We start from the raw sequence: 14,958 nt of genomic DNA, 5'->3' as shown, positions 1-14,958 counted from the left end.
CGGGGGCGCGAACCGGATTCGGCAGCGCCGCGACCTGTCGCACCTGTTTGCATCCGGCCTGAAAACGTGCCGCCAATGCCGGCCCATGTCTTCCCGTGCTTTGGCTACCCTCCATATCCGCACTTTTCCCGAGGTTTGCCTCTTCGCAAACGCAATAGTGATTGCACCGTTTCGCAAGGGGCTTAAAATCGCGTCTTAACGACCTAGATATGAAGAGGCGAAGTTCTCCCTCCTGGCAAAGAACTGTCGGTTTGAGAACAGTTTGGAGAATGATGAAAGATGATCGCTAAGCCGATCTACATGCAGGGCGAGGGCGAAGGGGAAGACGGCGGCGGCACCAACCGCGGAACGTCTGTTATCACCCGCGTCAAGCCTAAGACCAAAAGACCGAATTTGTACCGTGTTCTTTTACTGAATGACGACTACACTCCCATGGAATTCGTCATCCATATTCTGGAGCGTTTTTTCCAGAAGGATCGCGAAGCGGCAACCCGCATCATGCTGCACGTGCACCAGCACGGCGTGGGCGAATGCGGGGTGTTTACATATGAGGTCGCAGAGACGAAAGTAAGCCAGGTCATGGATTTCGCCCGACAGCACCAGCATCCGCTGCAATGCGTCATGGAAAAGAAATGAGGATCGCAACGTGCCAACTTTTTCCCCGAGTCTCGAGAAGGCGCTGCACCAGGCACTGACCTTTGCAAATGAGCGTCACCACGAATATGCGACGCTTGAACATCTCCTTCTGGCGCTGATCGACGACGCGGATGCCGCCGCCGTGATGGGCGCCTGCAACGTCGATCTCGATGCGCTGCGCAAGACCGTCAGCGATTACGTCGACAACGAACTGACCAACCTCGTCACCGGTTACGACGAGGATTCCAAGCCCACATCCGGCTTCCAGCGGGTCATCCAGCGGGCTGTCATTCATGTGCAGTCGTCCGGCCGCGAGGAAGTGACCGGCGCGAACGTGCTTGTCGCCATTTTCGCCGAGCGCGAAAGCCACGCCGCCTATTTCCTGCAGGAGCAGGAGATGACCCGTTACGATGCGGTCAATTACATCTCCCACGGCATCGGCAAGCGTCCGGGCACGTCGCAGACGCGCGCGCCGCGCGGTGCTGATGAGCCCGAAGGTGAAAACAAGGCGAGCCGCAGCAATCCGGAGGAAGAGGGATCTTCCGCCAAAAAACAGCAGGATGCGCTGAAGGCCTATTGTGTCAACCTCAATGAAAAGGCGAAAAACGGCAAGATCGACCCGTTGATCGGCCGTCACGACGAGGTCAACCGCACCATCCAGATCCTCTGCCGCCGCTCCAAGAACAACCCGCTTTATGTGGGCGATCCCGGCGTGGGCAAGACGGCGATCGCCGAAGGTCTGGCCAAGCGTATCGTTGAAGGCAAGGTGCCGGAAGCGCTCGCCAATGACACGATCTTCTCGCTCGACATGGGCACGTTGCTCGCCGGAACCCGTTATCGCGGTGATTTCGAGGAGCGCCTGAAGCAGGTCGTCAAGGAACTCGAAGAGTATCCGGGCGCGGTTCTGTTCATCGACGAAATCCACACCGTCATCGGTGCGGGCGCGACCTCGGGCGGCGCAATGGATGCATCGAACCTCCTGAAGCCAGCCCTGTCTTCGGGTGCGATCCGCTGCATCGGCTCGACGACCTACAAGGAATATCGCCAGTTCTTCGAAAAGGACCGCGCGCTTGTGCGTCGTTTCCAGAAGATCGACGTCAACGAGCCTTCCATCGATGATGCGATCGCGATCATGAAGGGGCTGAAGCCTTACTTCGAGGATTATCATCACCTGAGATATTCCAACGAAGCGATCAAGGCTGCCGTCGAATTGTCGGCCCGCTACATTTCCGACCGCAAGCTGCCGGACAAGGCGATCGACGTGATCGACGAGACCGGTGCGGCGCAGATGCTGCTGCCGGCATCCAAGCGCCGCAAGCTGATCACCGAACGGGAAATCGAGGCGACCATCGCGACGATGGCCCGCATTCCCCCGAAGACGGTTTCCAAGGATGACGAGATGGTTCTCGCCAACCTTGAGAAGGAATTGCGTTCCGTCGTCTACGGTCAGGACATCGCCATCGAGGCGCTGGCCACGGCCATTAAGCTGGCGCGTGCCGGCCTGCGCGAACCGAACAAGCCGATCGGCTCCTATGTCTTCTCCGGCCCGACGGGCGTGGGCAAGACTGAGGTGGCGAAGCAGCTTGCCGCTTCGCTCGGTGTCGAGATGCTGCGCTTCGACATGTCGGAATATATGGAACGCCATACCGTGTCGCGTCTGCTCGGCGCACCTCCCGGTTATGTCGGCTTCGATCAGGGCGGTCTTCTGACCGACGGTGTCGACCAGCATCCGCATTCCGTGGTGCTGCTGGACGAAATCGAGAAGGCCCATCCGGATATCTACAATATCCTGTTGCAGGTGATGGACCACGGCTCTCTGACCGACCATAACGGGAAGAAGATCGACTTCCGCAACGTCATCCTCATCATGACGACCAATGCGGGTGCGTCCGAAATGGCGAAATCGGCGATCGGTTTCGGCTCTTCGCGCCGCACGGGTGAAGATGAAGAGGCGATCAACCGCCTGTTCACGCCTGAGTTCCGCAACCGTCTGGATGCGATCATTCCGTTCTCGCCGCTGCCGACCGCCGTCATCCACAAGGTCGTGCAGAAGTTCGTCATGCAGCTGGAAACCCAGCTCTCCGAGCGCAACGTCACCTTCGATCTGCATGAAGATGCGATCTCCTGGCTGGCGGAAAAGGGTTACGACGAAAAGATGGGCGCTCGCCCGCTGTCGCGCGTGATCCAGGAAAACATCAAGAAGCCGCTTGCCAATGAAATCCTCTTTGGCAAGCTCAAGAAGGGCGGCGTCGTCAGCGTCACCGTCGGCAAGAAGGATGACGGTTCCGACGGCCTCGTGCTTGAGGTGTTGCCGGAGACCGCGCCCGTGAAGCCGCAGCCGGAGGCCGAACTGAAGGCGGCCAAATCGCCCGGCAAGGCAAAGGCAAAAACTGCTTCCAAGGCGGCGAAAGCCAGGGAAGAGGCGGATGTCCTTGTTGCCGAGGCTGATAAGTCTGATGAGGTCAGCAAGCCGCGGCGCAAGACCAATACGGTGCCGAAAGTGCCGAAGAAGAAGTGATCGCGGTCTTTGATCGATAAACCGGTGCCGGGCGAAAGCCCGGCATTTTCATGTATGAAATGCGTCGCGTTTTACCTGATACCTGCGACGCGTTTCATTTTTGTTTCATGCATGACGTTACCCCGAAGCCACGGCGTTTTCGGGCGACATGCTCGAGTGGGTCAGCAATGCACACTGCCGACAGCGATACCATCCCATTGCGCGGCTGGTTCTTCCGGGGAATGCGGGGCATATTCTCGCTGCCTTCGCTCATTCTCATGACATCTTTCGTCGGTTTCAGCGCTTTCGCACTCGAATCCGGAGTTGCGCGCGGCGAAGCCGTGTTCATGACGCTTGTCATCTGGGCCTTGCCGGCCAAGATGATCCTGATTGGTTCCATGGTCGGCGGCGCCAACCTCGCCGCCTGTTTTCTGGCGGTGACGCTGTCCTCGGTCCGCATGATGCCGATGGTCGCTTCCATCGTTCCGGAGATGCGCGGCGCGAAGACGCCGACATGGATTTTGCTGTTCCTCTCACATTTCGTTGCGATCACCGCCTGGGTCTTCGCCACGCAGAATCTCTCCAGGGTGCCGCGTGAAGCCCGCGCCGCCTGGTTCGCCGGTTTTGGTATTACGCTCACCGTGGTCAACGCCATCATCGTCGGCCTGTGTTACGGCGTCGTCGCCGCCTTTCCGCCTCTCGTCGCCGGCGTGCTGTTTTTTCTCACGCCGGTCTATTTCGTGGCATCGATCTGGGCTTCTGCCCGTCATTCCGTCGTCAAGGTCGCCTTCGTCATCGGCGTCATCGCCGGTCCCGCCTTCGCGGTGATCGCACCGGAGTTCGATATTCTTTATGCCGGGATTGGCGGCGGCACGGCGGCCTATCTCATCGACCGCCTTGTCTTCCGCCGGCGGATAAAACCCGTCTCACCGGAGAGCGAACCATGATGACCGAACATTGGTGGGCGCCCTATCTCTTCATCGCGATTGCCGGCTGGCTGGCGACCGATCTCTGGCGCTGGCTCGGCGTTCTCGCCGGCAACCGCCTGAAGGAGGATTCCGAAGCGCTGCACTGGGTGAGGGCAGTTGCCACCGCGCTCGTCATGGCTGTCACCGCCAAGCTGATCGTCTTTCCAACCGGTACACTTGAGGCGTCACCCCTGTGGCTGCGCATTGGGGCCGCCACGCTCGGTTTCATCGCATTTTTGCTGGCGGGCCAGCGGGTCATCGTCGGCGTGGCGGTTCCGATCCTGCTTCTGGCGGGTGGATTGTTCGCACTCGGTTTCTAATACTCACCTTATCCGAATATTAAGACCGTCGACCTAGCGTGGTCCGTGCTGGAACCCGGGGGGTAATTCCGTGCGACTATTTGCGGCAGAACGATTTGTATTATGTGTTATTCTGATGTTATTCGCCATCGATGCGGCATTGATTGCGGTGAGAGGCATTGATGTCGACTATCTCGGATATGCTCTCTGCCTGGGGGTGGGCGGCGGCGTTTTCCTTCTTGGCCAACTCTACCGGATAAGCGAGCGTGATCTTCGCATAGCCACGGCTCTGGTTTCCGCCGGGCTGTTCATCCTCTTCACGGTGGTGGGCTCCGTCTTCAATTACATGTTCCTGCCGGTTCAGTTTCCTGCAATCGATCCCCTGTTATTCCGCGTCGATGCCGCGCTCGGTTACAACTGGCGGGATATGGTCATCTGGGCTGCTGCCAATCCGTGGATCGGCGAAACGTTATTTCTTGTCTACGGGACGTCGCTGCCGCAATTGCTGTTCATTGTCATCATGCTGGGGTTTACCGGCAAAGACCGGATGTTGCATCATTTTCTGGTGACCGGGGTGCTTGGTGCTCTCGCCTGCATCGTCTTCTGGATTTTTTTCCCCACATACGGCGCCAAAGCCTATCTGGAACTGCCGCAATGGGTCACCGATACGGTCACGCTGGCGGTCGATCCCGCTTATGGGCGGGAACTGATGCGATTGGGCTTGGAGGGCGTCAGCTATCTCACTCCCCAAAACGTGCTCGGCCTGATCGGATTTCCATCATTTCATATCTTCATGGCGGCAATGTCAGTCTGGTTCGTGCCTCGTAACCGTTGGGCGATGGCGATAATATTGCCGCTGAACCTCCTGATGTTGCCGGCCGTTCTGGTTCAGGGCGGGCATCATCTTTCGGATGTTTTCGGTGGTCTCATCGCTTTTGCCATCGTTTGCGCGGCTTCCGGCAGGTTGCTCGATCGGCTGTCGGCGAGGGAACGCCTTGGTGTTTTGACACCGGTTCCGGCTCAGATCGTTGCTGCGGAGTAGTGACTTTGGCTCGCATGGGCTTCGGCCATCAGCCAATCGGCCAGAATTTTCGCCGGTGCGGTCATCTCTTCAGGCCGGATAAGCCAGTAATATTTGTCCGCATCGGAAGCGCGGTCGAAAAGTACGGTCAACTGGCCCCTGGCGATTTCTTCGCGAAGGAGCACCGTCGGGCAGAGGCCGATACCCTGTCCAGCCTTCAGCGCCGTGACGAGGAGATTAAAATCTGCGAAAATCGGTCCAGCGCCATAGGATAACGACAAGTCGGCCGCGGCAAACCAGCTCTGCCACGCGGTCTCGGTATCGTCATGCAGCAGTTCGGCCCGCAACAGGCTGGCTTCATCACTGAAGGGCCCAGATTTGGCGATGTAACCGGGAGCACAGGTGGGGCGCGTCTCGGCGCTGAAAAGCGGCACTGCATTGTCCGCAAAAGAGATTCCATGCCCGATGGTGAGATCGGCCGGGCCGGCATGTTGCGCCCCGGAATAGCTGATCGACACCTGTATATCAGGATGCAGCGCCCGGAAGCGGGGAAGGCGGGGCGTGAGGAAGTAGGTCACCACCGAAGGCAGGCTGGCAAGGTGAACAACGGGACGTTCGCGACCACGGCTGATCCGCTCTGCGCCGGAGGCGATCTGCTTTAAGGCGGTTGAAACCGTAGTGCCGAATTCCTTTCCGGCCGGGGTGAGCCTCACGCCCCTCGCATGCCGCTCGAACAGCGCCACGCCAAGCCAGGCCTCCAGATTGCGCACATGTTGGCTCACGGCCGCCGCCGTCATGCCGAGTTCCTGCCCGGCCAGAGAAAAACTCGTTCTTCTGGCCGCGGCTTCGAATGCGCGGAGGGTGGCAAGGGGAGGCAGTTTCATAGTCGTCAAGGCTAAGTCAGACTTGGCCTGAGCGCAAGAAAAACCCGTCTTGTCAGACGGGTATTCCTGACGCAATTTCGCATCGGTATTTTCATCGCCCAGAGGATTTCATGACCCCCATGCCCGTCGCCGAACCCGCTGACGCCGCCGCACGCCGCGCCGTCCGTCCCGTTGTCGTTTATCCGAATGGCACGCTTGAGACGCCGGACCTTGCTCGCCTCGCGCAGGCAAGTAATGGCATGGAAAAGATCGATGAGGTCATCGTGCCGCCGCGTGACGGCCGCACCTTTCATGTGCCGAAGGGACATTTCTTTCGCATCGTGAGTATTGAAGGTCCGCAGGTGGGAGACCTTAACCTCTGGAACGCCCACGATCTGACCGAGCGTTTTTTCAGCGGCAAGACCCGCGCCCTGCATGCCACCCATGTTACGGTCGGCAACCGGCTGTGGAGCAACCTGCCATCGCTGCGCCCCATGGCGACCATCACGCACGACACACTGTCATGGTATGGCTTCGACGAGGATGGCGGCGGGGTGCATGACGTGATCGGCACCCGCTGCGATCCCTATACCAACAAGCTCCTGAGCGGTGGCGACTATCACCATTGCTGCCATTCCAACCTGACGAATGCGCTCGCCTCCGCCAGTGGCCTGTCGTTCCGGGAGGCTGAGCCGCATGTGCACGACGTGCTGAACGTCTTCATGTGTACGGGCTTTACCCGCGACACGCATCAATATTTCATGAAAGCGAGCCCGGTGAGGCCGGGAGATTATCTGGAGCTTTTTGCGGAGATCGATCTTATCGGCGCTCTGTCCGCCTGCCCGGGCGGTGATTGCAGCGCCACGCATTCCAGCGATACGGCGGCCTGTTATCCGTTGAAGGTGGAGATATTCCGGCCGGATATGGCGGTGCTTGAAGGCTGGCCATGGCCAGAAAGGAATGCCTATCGCAACCCTGTGTGATAACGCGTCCGAAGTCCTCTCTTCCTTCATGCTCGGGCCTGTCCCGAGCATCCCCAACTTTTCTATGTCGCGATACGTGGTTGGATCCTCGGGACAAGCCCGAGGATGACGTCGCGCGTGAAGCCTGCATTACGACGCAAGCGCCGCCTTTATCTTTTCCGCATGGGCCTTCAATACCTCGCCATCGGCCATCACGCCGGAATGCGGCTTCAGCGGCTCGCCTTCCTTGCGCGGAATGACGTGGAAATGCAGGTGGAAGACGGTCTGTCCGGCCGCTGGCTCGTTGAACTGGGCGACGAAGACGCCGTCGGCATCGAAGGCTTCCTTGGCCGCGACGGCGAGTTTCTGCACCACGGGAATGGTCCTCGCCAGCACCTCCGGGTCGGCATCGAGCAGATTGCGCGAGCCGGTCTTGGGAACGACGAGCAGATGGCCGGGGGCCTGCGGCATCACATCCATGAAAGCAAGCGTATGCTCGTCTTCATAAAGCTTGTGGCTCGGAATTTCGTCACGCAGGATTTTTGCGAAGATATTGTTGTCGTCATAGGCGCTGGCCGTCATCGTGATCTCTCCTCGTAGCGGACTATACGTCCGGTTCCTGTCTCTCGCCCTTGCGGAAGGGCGTGTGTTCATCAAGATAATCGCCGATATGTTCGACCTCTTCGCGTTCGCGCTGAAGATAATCGGCAATGGCGCGGCGCAGGCCCGGATGGGCGATGAAATGCGCCGAATGGGTGGTCACCGGCACGTAACCACGCGCCAGCTTGTGCTCGCCCTGGGCGCCCGCTTCCACCCGTTTCAACCCCTTCGCCAGTGCGAAGTCGATTGCCTGATGGTAACAGACCTCGAAATGCAGGAAGGGATGATCCTCGATACAGCCCCAATGGCGACCATAAAGCGCATCCGAGCCTATGAAGTTGATCGCACCGGCAATATAGCGCCCATCCCGTTTCGCCATCACCAGCAGCACATCATCGGCCATGCGCTCGCCGATCAGCGAGTAGAATTTTCGTGTCAGATAAGGCCGGCCCCACTTGCGGCTGCCGGTATCCATGTAAAAGGCGAAGAACTGGTCCCAGATATCCTCGGTCAGGGCGCTTCCGGTCAGCCAGTCGATCTCGATGCCGTTTTCCACCGCCGCGCGGCGTTCTTTCTTCAGCCCCTTGCGCTTGCGCGAGGAAAGGGCGTCGAGGAAATCATCGTGGTCGCGATAGCCATTGTTGATGAAGTGGAACTGCTGGTCAGTCCTGTGCAGGAAATCGCGCGGCAGAAGGGCTGAAAGATCGCTCTCTTCCAAAAATGTGACATGTGCCGAGGAGACGCCGATCTTTTCAGTCACCTGCGCGAGACCGGAGGCCAGTAACGCCTTGAAGCGTGTCTCGTCTTCGTTTTCTGAAACGAGCAGGCGCGGCCCGGTTGCCGGAGTGAAGGGCACTGAACATTGCAGTTTCGGGTAATAATGCCCACCGGCCCGCTCGAAAGCATCCGCCCAGCCGTGGTCGAAGACGTATTCGCCCTTGCTGTGGTTCTTCAGATAGGCCGGCACTGCGCCGACGAGCACACCGGAGGCGTTTTCGAGAAGAAGATGGTGCCCAAGCCAGCCGGTCTTGGCTGTCGCTGACCCTGACTCTTCCATAGACGATAAAAATTCATGAGAAATAAAAGGGTTGTAGTGTTTTCCTAATGCATTACGCGATGTTCCGGAAAGCCGTTTCCAGCTTTCCGGATCGATATCCCCAAAGGATTGCGCAATGCTGATGGAATAGTCTTCTGTCATGCCGTCGCGGATGGGTTCTCTCTCGGGTCGAAACCTTCGAATGTCATCTGGTCCGCATATTTACAGGTGGTCTCGCGCGCATTTTCATCCCTGACCGTCCAGGTAATCACCGGAAGCCCGAGCTTTCTTTGCGCCTCGATAAAGCTGTTGGGCAGATGACCCCAATGATAGGAGATGAAATCGAGCCCCAGCTGCATCGCTTCATCATGTTTGAAGAAGTCTTCCGGCTTGTCGCCTTCGGCGGTTAGGCCCAGCGGCCAGGGTGAACCCGCAGCCTTCAGGTCCTTCAGCAGATGATGGTCGAAGCTCATAAGCGCCACATGGCCCTTGTAGCCTTCGAGGTCCTCCAGAACCGCCTCGGCGAAACCGTCATCGACGCCTTCGCCGGCGCGGCCCTTCAGCTCGATCACCAGCGGCACCCTGCCGGCGCAGAGCGCCAGAAGCTGCTTGAGGGTAGGCACGCGGTCCTTGGTCTGCCCGACGGCAAGCAGCGACAATTCAGCCGATGTGCGTTCGCGCACGTCGCCCTTGATGCCCGTCAGGCGGGCCATGTCGTCGTCGTGAAAAATCACCGGCACGCTGTCGGCTGCCAGCTGAACGTCGCATTCAATGGCGAAACCGGCCTCGATGGCGCGGGAAAATGCCGAAAGCGTGTTTTCCCAGACCGCCTTGTTGAGATCATGATAACCGCGATGGGCGACGGGCTCAGCCGTCAGCCAGGAAAGCTTGAGCGTCATACGTCGATTTCCACGATGGCGTCGATTTCGACTGATGCATTGAAGGGCAGGCAGGCCATGCCGACGGCGGCGCGGGCATGTTTGCCGGCATCCCCGAGAACATTGGCGAGAAGATTGGACGCGCCGTTGATGACGAGATGCTGTTCCACGAACTCCGGAACCGAGGCAACAAAGCCACTCAGCTTGATGACACGGCGGATTTTCGAGAGGTCACCATTCAAAGCGGCCTTGACCTGTGCGAGAATGTTGACGGCGCATAATTCGGCCGCGCGCTGGGCGCCTGGCACGTCGACATCGCGGCCAACGAGGCCCGTCACCGCAATCTTGCCTGATTCCATCGGCAGTTGACCCGATACATAAAGCAGATTGCCGCTGATGGCGAACGGAACGTAATTTGCGGCTGGCGCCGCGGCGACGGGAAGTGTGAAGCCAAGTTCCTTGAGGCGGCCTTCGATGACGTCCGACATTTTCGTCTCCGGTTTTGTTGTAAATCCTTCAAGAATCCGGCATTCAGAAGATGTTGATCCAAAAGCCGGGCGGTTGCTTGTACAATATGAGCGGCGAGTCCAACAGGAGATATTGCATGTTTGTCAGGACGCTTGGTTTCGTTGCCGCAACAGGGCTTATGACCGGCCTGTCAAGCGCTGCCAATGCCTTGCCCGTCACGGTTCCGGATCTCGTCGCCCACCGCGCCGTCTACGATCTCGAACTCAAGGATGCGTCGGATCGCTCCGGCATCGAGGGCATGACCGGCCGCATGGTCTATGAATTCACCGGCTCATCCTGTCAGGGGTACAAGACCGATTTCCGTTTCGTGACGCAGATCAACACCGGCGACGCCGTGCGCATGACCGACCAGCAGACCACGACTTTCGAAGACCTTGCCGCGAAGAAATTCACCTTCGAGACCAAATCCTACACCGATGACAAGCTGGACAAGGAAGTGCAGGGGGCCGCAACCGACAGCACCGAGGGCGTGAAGGTCGATCTCACCCGCCCGGATGCCCGTCAGGTCAGTCTCGTCGCCAGCGAATTCCCGACACAGCACATGTTTCAGGTCATCGAACATGCGAAACAGGGAAAGCGCATTTTCGAATCCCGGATATTCGACGGTTCTGATGATGGCGATGAAAGCCTGATCACATCCACGCTGGTCGGCAAATCACAAATGCCGAAGGATGGCGACGCCGACGCCGGCAAGGCGGGCGAATTCGCCAAGGCGGCCTTCTGGCCGGTGACGATCGCCTATTACAACGACAAGACCGGCACCGACGCCCTGCCGATCTATCGCATGTCGTTCAAGCTTTACGAAAACGGAATCACCCGAGATCTGACGATGGATTACGGCGATTTCGTTCTGACGGGAAAGCTTGCGAAGCTCGATATTCTCAAGCCCGAAACCTGCGAAAACAAGCCCGTTCGCTGAAACGCGGCTATTTCGCCGGTTTTTTCGCATAAATGCTTGCATTTTCATGCGGGCGACTGTATGCGGCTCACCATTCCACACGCGAAGCTTGGGATGTTCCGGGAGAAATCCGGTCCGTTCCGCCCGGTGGTGTCGATGAAAATCGGCGCTGTTCGCTTCGCGGGGGTTAAACCGGAAAAGGAGTAACAAGGCATGGCATTGCCCGATTTTTCTATGCGTCAGCTTCTGGAAGCTGGTGTTCACTTCGGCCACCAGACGCATCGCTGGAACCCGAAGATGAAGCCGTACATCTTCGGCGACCGTAACAACATCCACATCATCGACCTGGCTCAGACCGTTCCGATGCTGTCGCGCGCCCTTCAGGTCGTGTCCGACACCGTTGCCCGTGGCGGCCGCGTTCTGTTCGTCGGCACCAAGCGTCAGGCGTCCGAAATCATCGCCGACAGCGCAAAGCGTTCGGCCCAGTACTACGTCAACTCCCGCTGGCTCGGCGGCATGATGACCAACTGGAAGACCATTTCGAACTCGATCCAGCGTCTGCGCAAGGTTGACGAAATCCTGAACTCGGAAGGCTCCGGCTACTCCAAGAAGGAACGCCTGAACCTTGAGCGCGAGCGCGAAAAGCTTGAAAAGGCTCTCGGCGGTATCCGCGATATGGGCGGCGTTCCGGACCTGATGTTCATCATCGACACCAACAAGGAAAAGATCGCGATCGAAGAAGCCAAGCGTCTTGGCATTCCGGTCGTTGCGATCATCGACAGCAACTGCGACCCGGACCATATCGACTACCCGATCCCGGGTAACGACGATGCTTCGCGCGCCATCTCGCTCTACTGCGACCTGATTGCCCGTGCTGCCATCGACGGTATTGCCCGTCAGCAGGGCGCTTCCGGCCGCGACATCGGCGCTTCTGAAGAAGCGCCGATCGAGCCCGCTCTCGAAGACGAGGCTGGCGCCTGATTTAGGCCCTGTCTGGCGGCGATTTCTTGATCGCCGTCTCCTCGACCAGGATATGACAAGGCCGTCAAAGACCTTCAATGGGTTGACGGCCTTGTTCGTTTCAAGCGCTCCGCTACGTTTTTAGGAAACCGCTGGCGTCTGACGTGGTTGAAACGCAAGGCAGTCTTCATAACGCTGTCACACTTCGGCGGCACCCATCATTCCGATGTATGGAGACGCCGCAGCACTTGGGAATGCGCATGCCCCTTTCCTGAAATCCTCTCCGGTTTCAAAGGGTGTGCGGCCGGGTACAGTCATCACCCAGAACTTCGGCACGGCAAATTCCGCCGGCTGACCGATCGAACCGATAAGAGGCAAACAATGACCGAAATCACAGCCGCAATGGTGAAGGAACTGCGCGAGAAGTCTGGCGCAGGCATGATGGACTGCAAGAAGGCTCTTGCTGAGACCAATGGCGACATGGAAGCGGCGATCGACTGGCTGCGCGCCAAGGGTATCGCAAAGGCCGACAAGAAGTCCGGTCGCACGGCTGCCGAAGGTCTGGTCGGCGTTGCCACCATGGGTCACAAGGCTGTCGTTGTCGAGCTGAACTCCGAAACCGACTTCGTTGCCCGCAACGATGCGTTCCAGGACCTCATCCGCGGTATCGCCCAGGTTGCCCTCACCACCGACGGCACCGTTGACGCTGTTTCCGCTGCCACATATCCGGCAACCGGCAAGTCCGTTTCCGACAGCATCAAGGACGCGATCGCGACGATCGGCGAAAACATGACGCTGCGCCGCTCCGCTGCACTCGAAGTTCCGCACGGCGTTGTTGCGACCTACATCCACAACGCTGCCGGCGACGGCATCGGCAAGCTCGGCGTTCTCGTTGCCCTGAAGTCGGACGGCGACAAGGCCGTTCTGAACTCGATCGGCCGCCAGGTCGCCATGCACATCGCTGCAACCAACCCGCTCGCCATCCGTGCTGAAGAAGTCGACGCTGCCGTGGCCGAGCGCGAGCGCAACGTCTTCATCGAACAGGCCCGCGAATCCGGCAAGCCGGAAGCCATCATCGAAAAGATGGTTGATGGCCGCATGCGCAAGTTCTTCGAAGAAGTCGCCCTTCTGTCGCAGGCTTTCGTCATCAACCCCGACATCACTGTCGGCGCTGCCGTCAAGGAAGCCGAAAAGGAAGCCGGCGCGGCGATCGAAGTGACGGGCATGGTTCGCCTGCTGCTCGGCGAAGGCGTCGAGAAGGAAGAAAGCGATTTCGCAGCAGAAGTCGCCGCAGTCGCCAAGGGCTGATTATATTTACCCAATCTTGGGAAAACGGGAGGGCATCGCGTGACAACGCGGTGCCCTTCGTGTATCCGCGTTTCGGTTACATTTCCGAGGAGTCATGATGTCTTCCAAGCCGATCTACAAACGTGTTCTTCTCAAGGCTTCCGGTGAAGCCCTTATGGGCGATCAGGGTTTCGGTATCGATGTGGCGGTGGCCGACCGTATCGCCTCCGATATCGCCGAGGCGAGGGCGATGGGTGTTGAAGTCGGCGTTGTCGTCGGCGGCGGCAATATTTTCCGCGGCGTGGCCGTGGCCTCCAAGGGGGGCGATCGTGTTACCGGCGACCATATGGGCATGCTGGCAACAGTCATCAACGCACTGGCGCTCGCAACCTCGCTTCGCAAGCTCAGCATCGACACCGTCGTTCTCTCGGCAATCGCGATGCCTGAAATCTGTGAGAGCTTCTCCCAGCGCGCCGCCCTTCACCATCTCGCACAGGGGCGTGTGGTTATTTTCGCCGGCGGTACGGGCAACCCGTTCTTCACCACCGATTCTGCTGCAGCGCTTCGCGCAGCGGAAATGGGCGCCGAGGCGATCTTCAAGGGTACCCAGGTGGATGGCATCTACTCTGCCGATCCGAAGAAGGATCCGGCAGCCACCCGTTTCGACGAGTTGACCCATAGCGAAGTGCTCGGCAAGGGCCTGGCGGTCATGGATATCGCCGCCGTCGCGCTTGCCCGCGAAAACCATATTCCGATCATCGTCTTCTCGATCCACGAGAAGGGCGGTTTCGCGCAGATATTGACCGGCGGTGGCCGCAAGACCATCGTGCACGACAAGTAATCAAAAAAGACGCCGCCCCCTGGGCGAATTCCGGCCACAGCCGACAGAGACGGAGTATCAAGATGAGTGGTATTGACCTCAACGATATCAAGCGCCGCATGGATGGCGCCATCAACGCATTCAAGAGCGATATCGCATCGCTGCGCACCGGCCGGGCTTCGGCCAACATTCTCGATCCGGTCACCATTGAAGCTTACGGTTCGCGTGTGCCGCTCAACCAGGTTGCAAACATCACGGTTCCGGAGCCGCGCATGCTCGGCGTCAACATCTGGGACAAGTCGATGGTCAATGCCGTCGATCGCGCGATCCGGGAATCCAATCTCGGCCTTAACCCGATCGTCGATGGTCAGAACCTCAGAATTCCGCTGCCTGAACTGAACGAAGAGCGCCGCAAGTCGCTCGTCAAGGTCGCTCATGATTATGCCGAAAAGTCCAAGGTCGCGATTCGCCATGTGCGCCGCGACGGCATGGATGGTCTGAAAAAAGCCGAAAAGGATGGCGACATCGGTCAGGACGAAAGCCGTGGACAGTCGGAAAAGGTGCAGAAAATGACCGACGACACGATTTCGGAAATTGACCGCTTGCTTGCCGAGAAGGAAAAGGAAATCATGCAGGTCTGATATCGCTTGCGGTAGACCTGTATTTTATTCGTTTTAATTCCGCACTGCCCTGTTACTGGATCGA

At 58.7% G+C, this 14,958-nt stretch carries 16 protein-coding genes; 11 read left to right on the top strand and 5 right to left on the bottom strand.

All coding sequences use genetic code 11. The features are described from left to right. The first annotated feature begins 279 nt into the window (after positions 1-279). From clpS to WDZ78_RS06900, 5 genes are all read left to right on the top strand, one after another. On the top strand, positions 280-636 hold the full coding sequence (gene clpS / locus WDZ78_RS06920) for an ATP-dependent Clp protease adapter ClpS (protein WP_003502541.1): 357 nt from the start codon (positions 280-282) through the stop codon (positions 634-636). A 10-nt stretch (positions 637-646) separates the two neighbouring features. Next, positions 647-3,154 (top strand): ATP-dependent Clp protease ATP-binding subunit ClpA, encoded by a 2,508-nt coding sequence (gene clpA, locus WDZ78_RS06915; RefSeq protein ID WP_020012405.1) that lies wholly within the window; start codon positions 647-649, stop codon positions 3,152-3,154. Between the two features lie 167 nt (positions 3,155-3,321). Next, positions 3,322-4,080 (top strand): AzlC family ABC transporter permease, encoded by a 759-nt coding sequence (locus WDZ78_RS06910; RefSeq protein ID WP_020012406.1) that lies wholly within the window; start codon positions 3,322-3,324, stop codon positions 4,078-4,080. After that, positions 4,077-4,421, top strand: coding sequence for an AzlD domain-containing protein (locus WDZ78_RS06905; RefSeq protein ID WP_003502544.1), 345 nt, complete (start codon positions 4,077-4,079; stop codon positions 4,419-4,421). Before WDZ78_RS06910 ends, WDZ78_RS06905 begins: the two co-directional genes overlap by 4 nt. A 70-nt stretch (positions 4,422-4,491) precedes the next feature. Next, positions 4,492-5,442, top strand: a complete 951-nt coding sequence (locus WDZ78_RS06900; RefSeq protein WP_425672639.1) for a phosphatase PAP2 family protein — start codon at positions 4,492-4,494, stop codon at positions 5,440-5,442. Here WDZ78_RS06900 and WDZ78_RS06895 read toward each other — a convergent pair. Next, on the bottom strand, positions 5,421-6,305 hold the full coding sequence (locus WDZ78_RS06895; protein WP_425672704.1) for a LysR substrate-binding domain-containing protein: 885 nt from the start codon (positions 6,303-6,305) through the stop codon (positions 5,421-5,423). The genes WDZ78_RS06900 and WDZ78_RS06895 overlap by 22 nt on opposite strands. Positions 6,306-6,415: 110 nt before the next feature. Between WDZ78_RS06895 and WDZ78_RS06890 the strand changes: the two genes are divergently transcribed. Next, positions 6,416-7,267 carry an urea carboxylase-associated family protein gene (locus tag WDZ78_RS06890; protein ID WP_425672638.1) on the top strand — a complete coding sequence of 284 codons (852 nt, stop codon included), beginning with the start codon at positions 6,416-6,418 and terminating at the stop codon, positions 7,265-7,267. Between the two features lie 129 nt (positions 7,268-7,396). Here the strand turns inward: WDZ78_RS06890 and WDZ78_RS06885 are convergent, their stop codons facing one another. The 4 genes from WDZ78_RS06885 to WDZ78_RS06870 are packed head-to-tail and all read right to left on the bottom strand — an operon-like array spanning position 7,397 to position 10,248. Then, positions 7,397-7,828, bottom strand: coding sequence for an HIT family protein (locus WDZ78_RS06885; protein ID WP_425672637.1), 432 nt, complete (start codon positions 7,826-7,828; stop codon positions 7,397-7,399). A gap of 22 nt (positions 7,829-7,850) precedes the next feature. Next, entirely contained in the window at positions 7,851-9,044 is a 1,194-nt protein-coding gene (locus WDZ78_RS06880; RefSeq protein ID WP_425672636.1) for a GNAT family N-acetyltransferase, read from the bottom strand. Beyond that, entirely contained in the window at positions 9,041-9,781 is a 741-nt protein-coding gene (locus WDZ78_RS06875) for a glycerophosphodiester phosphodiesterase (RefSeq protein WP_425672635.1), read from the bottom strand. Before WDZ78_RS06875 ends, WDZ78_RS06880 begins: the two co-directional genes overlap by 4 nt. Continuing rightward, positions 9,778-10,248: a RidA family protein gene (locus WDZ78_RS06870; protein WP_425672634.1), complete on the bottom strand. Its 471-nt coding sequence runs from the start codon at positions 10,246-10,248 to the stop codon at positions 9,778-9,780. Before WDZ78_RS06870 ends, WDZ78_RS06875 begins: the two co-directional genes overlap by 4 nt. A gap of 116 nt (positions 10,249-10,364) precedes the next feature. On the opposite strand from WDZ78_RS06870, the gene WDZ78_RS06865 reads away from it, so the two are divergent. From WDZ78_RS06865 to frr, 5 genes are all read left to right on the top strand, one after another. Next, a complete protein-coding gene (locus WDZ78_RS06865; RefSeq protein WP_020012415.1) occupies positions 10,365-11,207 on the top strand; it encodes a cell envelope integrity EipB family protein in 843 nt (280 codons plus the stop codon). A gap of 192 nt (positions 11,208-11,399) precedes the next feature. After that, positions 11,400-12,167 carry a 30S ribosomal protein S2 gene (gene rpsB, locus WDZ78_RS06860; RefSeq protein ID WP_003502558.1) on the top strand — a complete coding sequence of 256 codons (768 nt, stop codon included), beginning with the start codon at positions 11,400-11,402 and terminating at the stop codon, positions 12,165-12,167. 360 nt (positions 12,168-12,527) lie between these two features. Further along, positions 12,528-13,454: a translation elongation factor Ts gene (tsf, locus tag WDZ78_RS06855; protein WP_020012416.1), complete on the top strand. Its 927-nt coding sequence runs from the start codon at positions 12,528-12,530 to the stop codon at positions 13,452-13,454. A gap of 97 nt (positions 13,455-13,551) precedes the next feature. Next, entirely contained in the window at positions 13,552-14,274 is a 723-nt protein-coding gene (gene pyrH, locus WDZ78_RS06850; protein WP_035218853.1) for a UMP kinase, read from the top strand. Positions 14,275-14,336: 62 nt separating this feature from the next. After that, positions 14,337-14,894, top strand: a complete 558-nt coding sequence (gene frr / locus WDZ78_RS06845) for a ribosome recycling factor (RefSeq protein WP_003502562.1) — start codon at positions 14,337-14,339, stop codon at positions 14,892-14,894. Positions 14,895-14,958: the final 64 nt, after the last annotated feature.

Source organism: Agrobacterium sp. M50-1, assembly GCF_049843495.1.
Classification (GTDB): Bacteria; Pseudomonadota; Alphaproteobacteria; order Rhizobiales; family Rhizobiaceae; genus Agrobacterium; species Agrobacterium radiobacter.
Note: the sequence above shows the minus strand (reverse complement) of the source record. Positions and strands in the feature narration are given on the sequence as shown.

Bases quoted from the DNA above. Each gene is read 5' to 3' on its own strand.
- WDZ78_RS06895 (WP_425672704.1), bottom strand. From the start codon at position 6,305: ATGAAACTGCCTCCCCTTGCCACCCTCCGCGCATTCGAAGCCGCGGCC.
- WDZ78_RS06890 (WP_425672638.1), top strand. From the start codon at position 6,416: ATGACCCCCATGCCCGTCGCCGAACCCGCTGACGCCGCCGCACGCCGC.
- pyrH (WP_035218853.1), top strand. From the start codon at position 13,552: ATGTCTTCCAAGCCGATCTACAAACGTGTTCTTCTCAAGGCTTCCGGT.
- rpsB (WP_003502558.1), top strand. From the start codon at position 11,400: ATGGCATTGCCCGATTTTTCTATGCGTCAGCTTCTGGAAGCTGGTGTT.
- frr (WP_003502562.1), top strand. From the start codon at position 14,337: ATGAGTGGTATTGACCTCAACGATATCAAGCGCCGCATGGATGGCGCC.
- WDZ78_RS06885 (WP_425672637.1), bottom strand. From the start codon at position 7,828: ATGACGGCCAGCGCCTATGACGACAACAATATCTTCGCAAAAATCCTG.
- clpS (WP_003502541.1), top strand. From the start codon at position 280: ATGATCGCTAAGCCGATCTACATGCAGGGCGAGGGCGAAGGGGAAGAC.
- WDZ78_RS06905 (WP_003502544.1), top strand. From the start codon at position 4,077: ATGATGACCGAACATTGGTGGGCGCCCTATCTCTTCATCGCGATTGCC.
- tsf (WP_020012416.1), top strand. From the start codon at position 12,528: ATGACCGAAATCACAGCCGCAATGGTGAAGGAACTGCGCGAGAAGTCT.
- WDZ78_RS06865 (WP_020012415.1), top strand. From the start codon at position 10,365: ATGTTTGTCAGGACGCTTGGTTTCGTTGCCGCAACAGGGCTTATGACC.
- WDZ78_RS06880 (WP_425672636.1), bottom strand. From the start codon at position 9,044: ATGACAGAAGACTATTCCATCAGCATTGCGCAATCCTTTGGGGATATC.
- WDZ78_RS06910 (WP_020012406.1), top strand. From the start codon at position 3,322: ATGCACACTGCCGACAGCGATACCATCCCATTGCGCGGCTGGTTCTTC.
- WDZ78_RS06870 (WP_425672634.1), bottom strand. From the start codon at position 10,248: ATGTCGGACGTCATCGAAGGCCGCCTCAAGGAACTTGGCTTCACACTT.
- WDZ78_RS06875 (WP_425672635.1), bottom strand. From the start codon at position 9,781: ATGACGCTCAAGCTTTCCTGGCTGACGGCTGAGCCCGTCGCCCATCGC.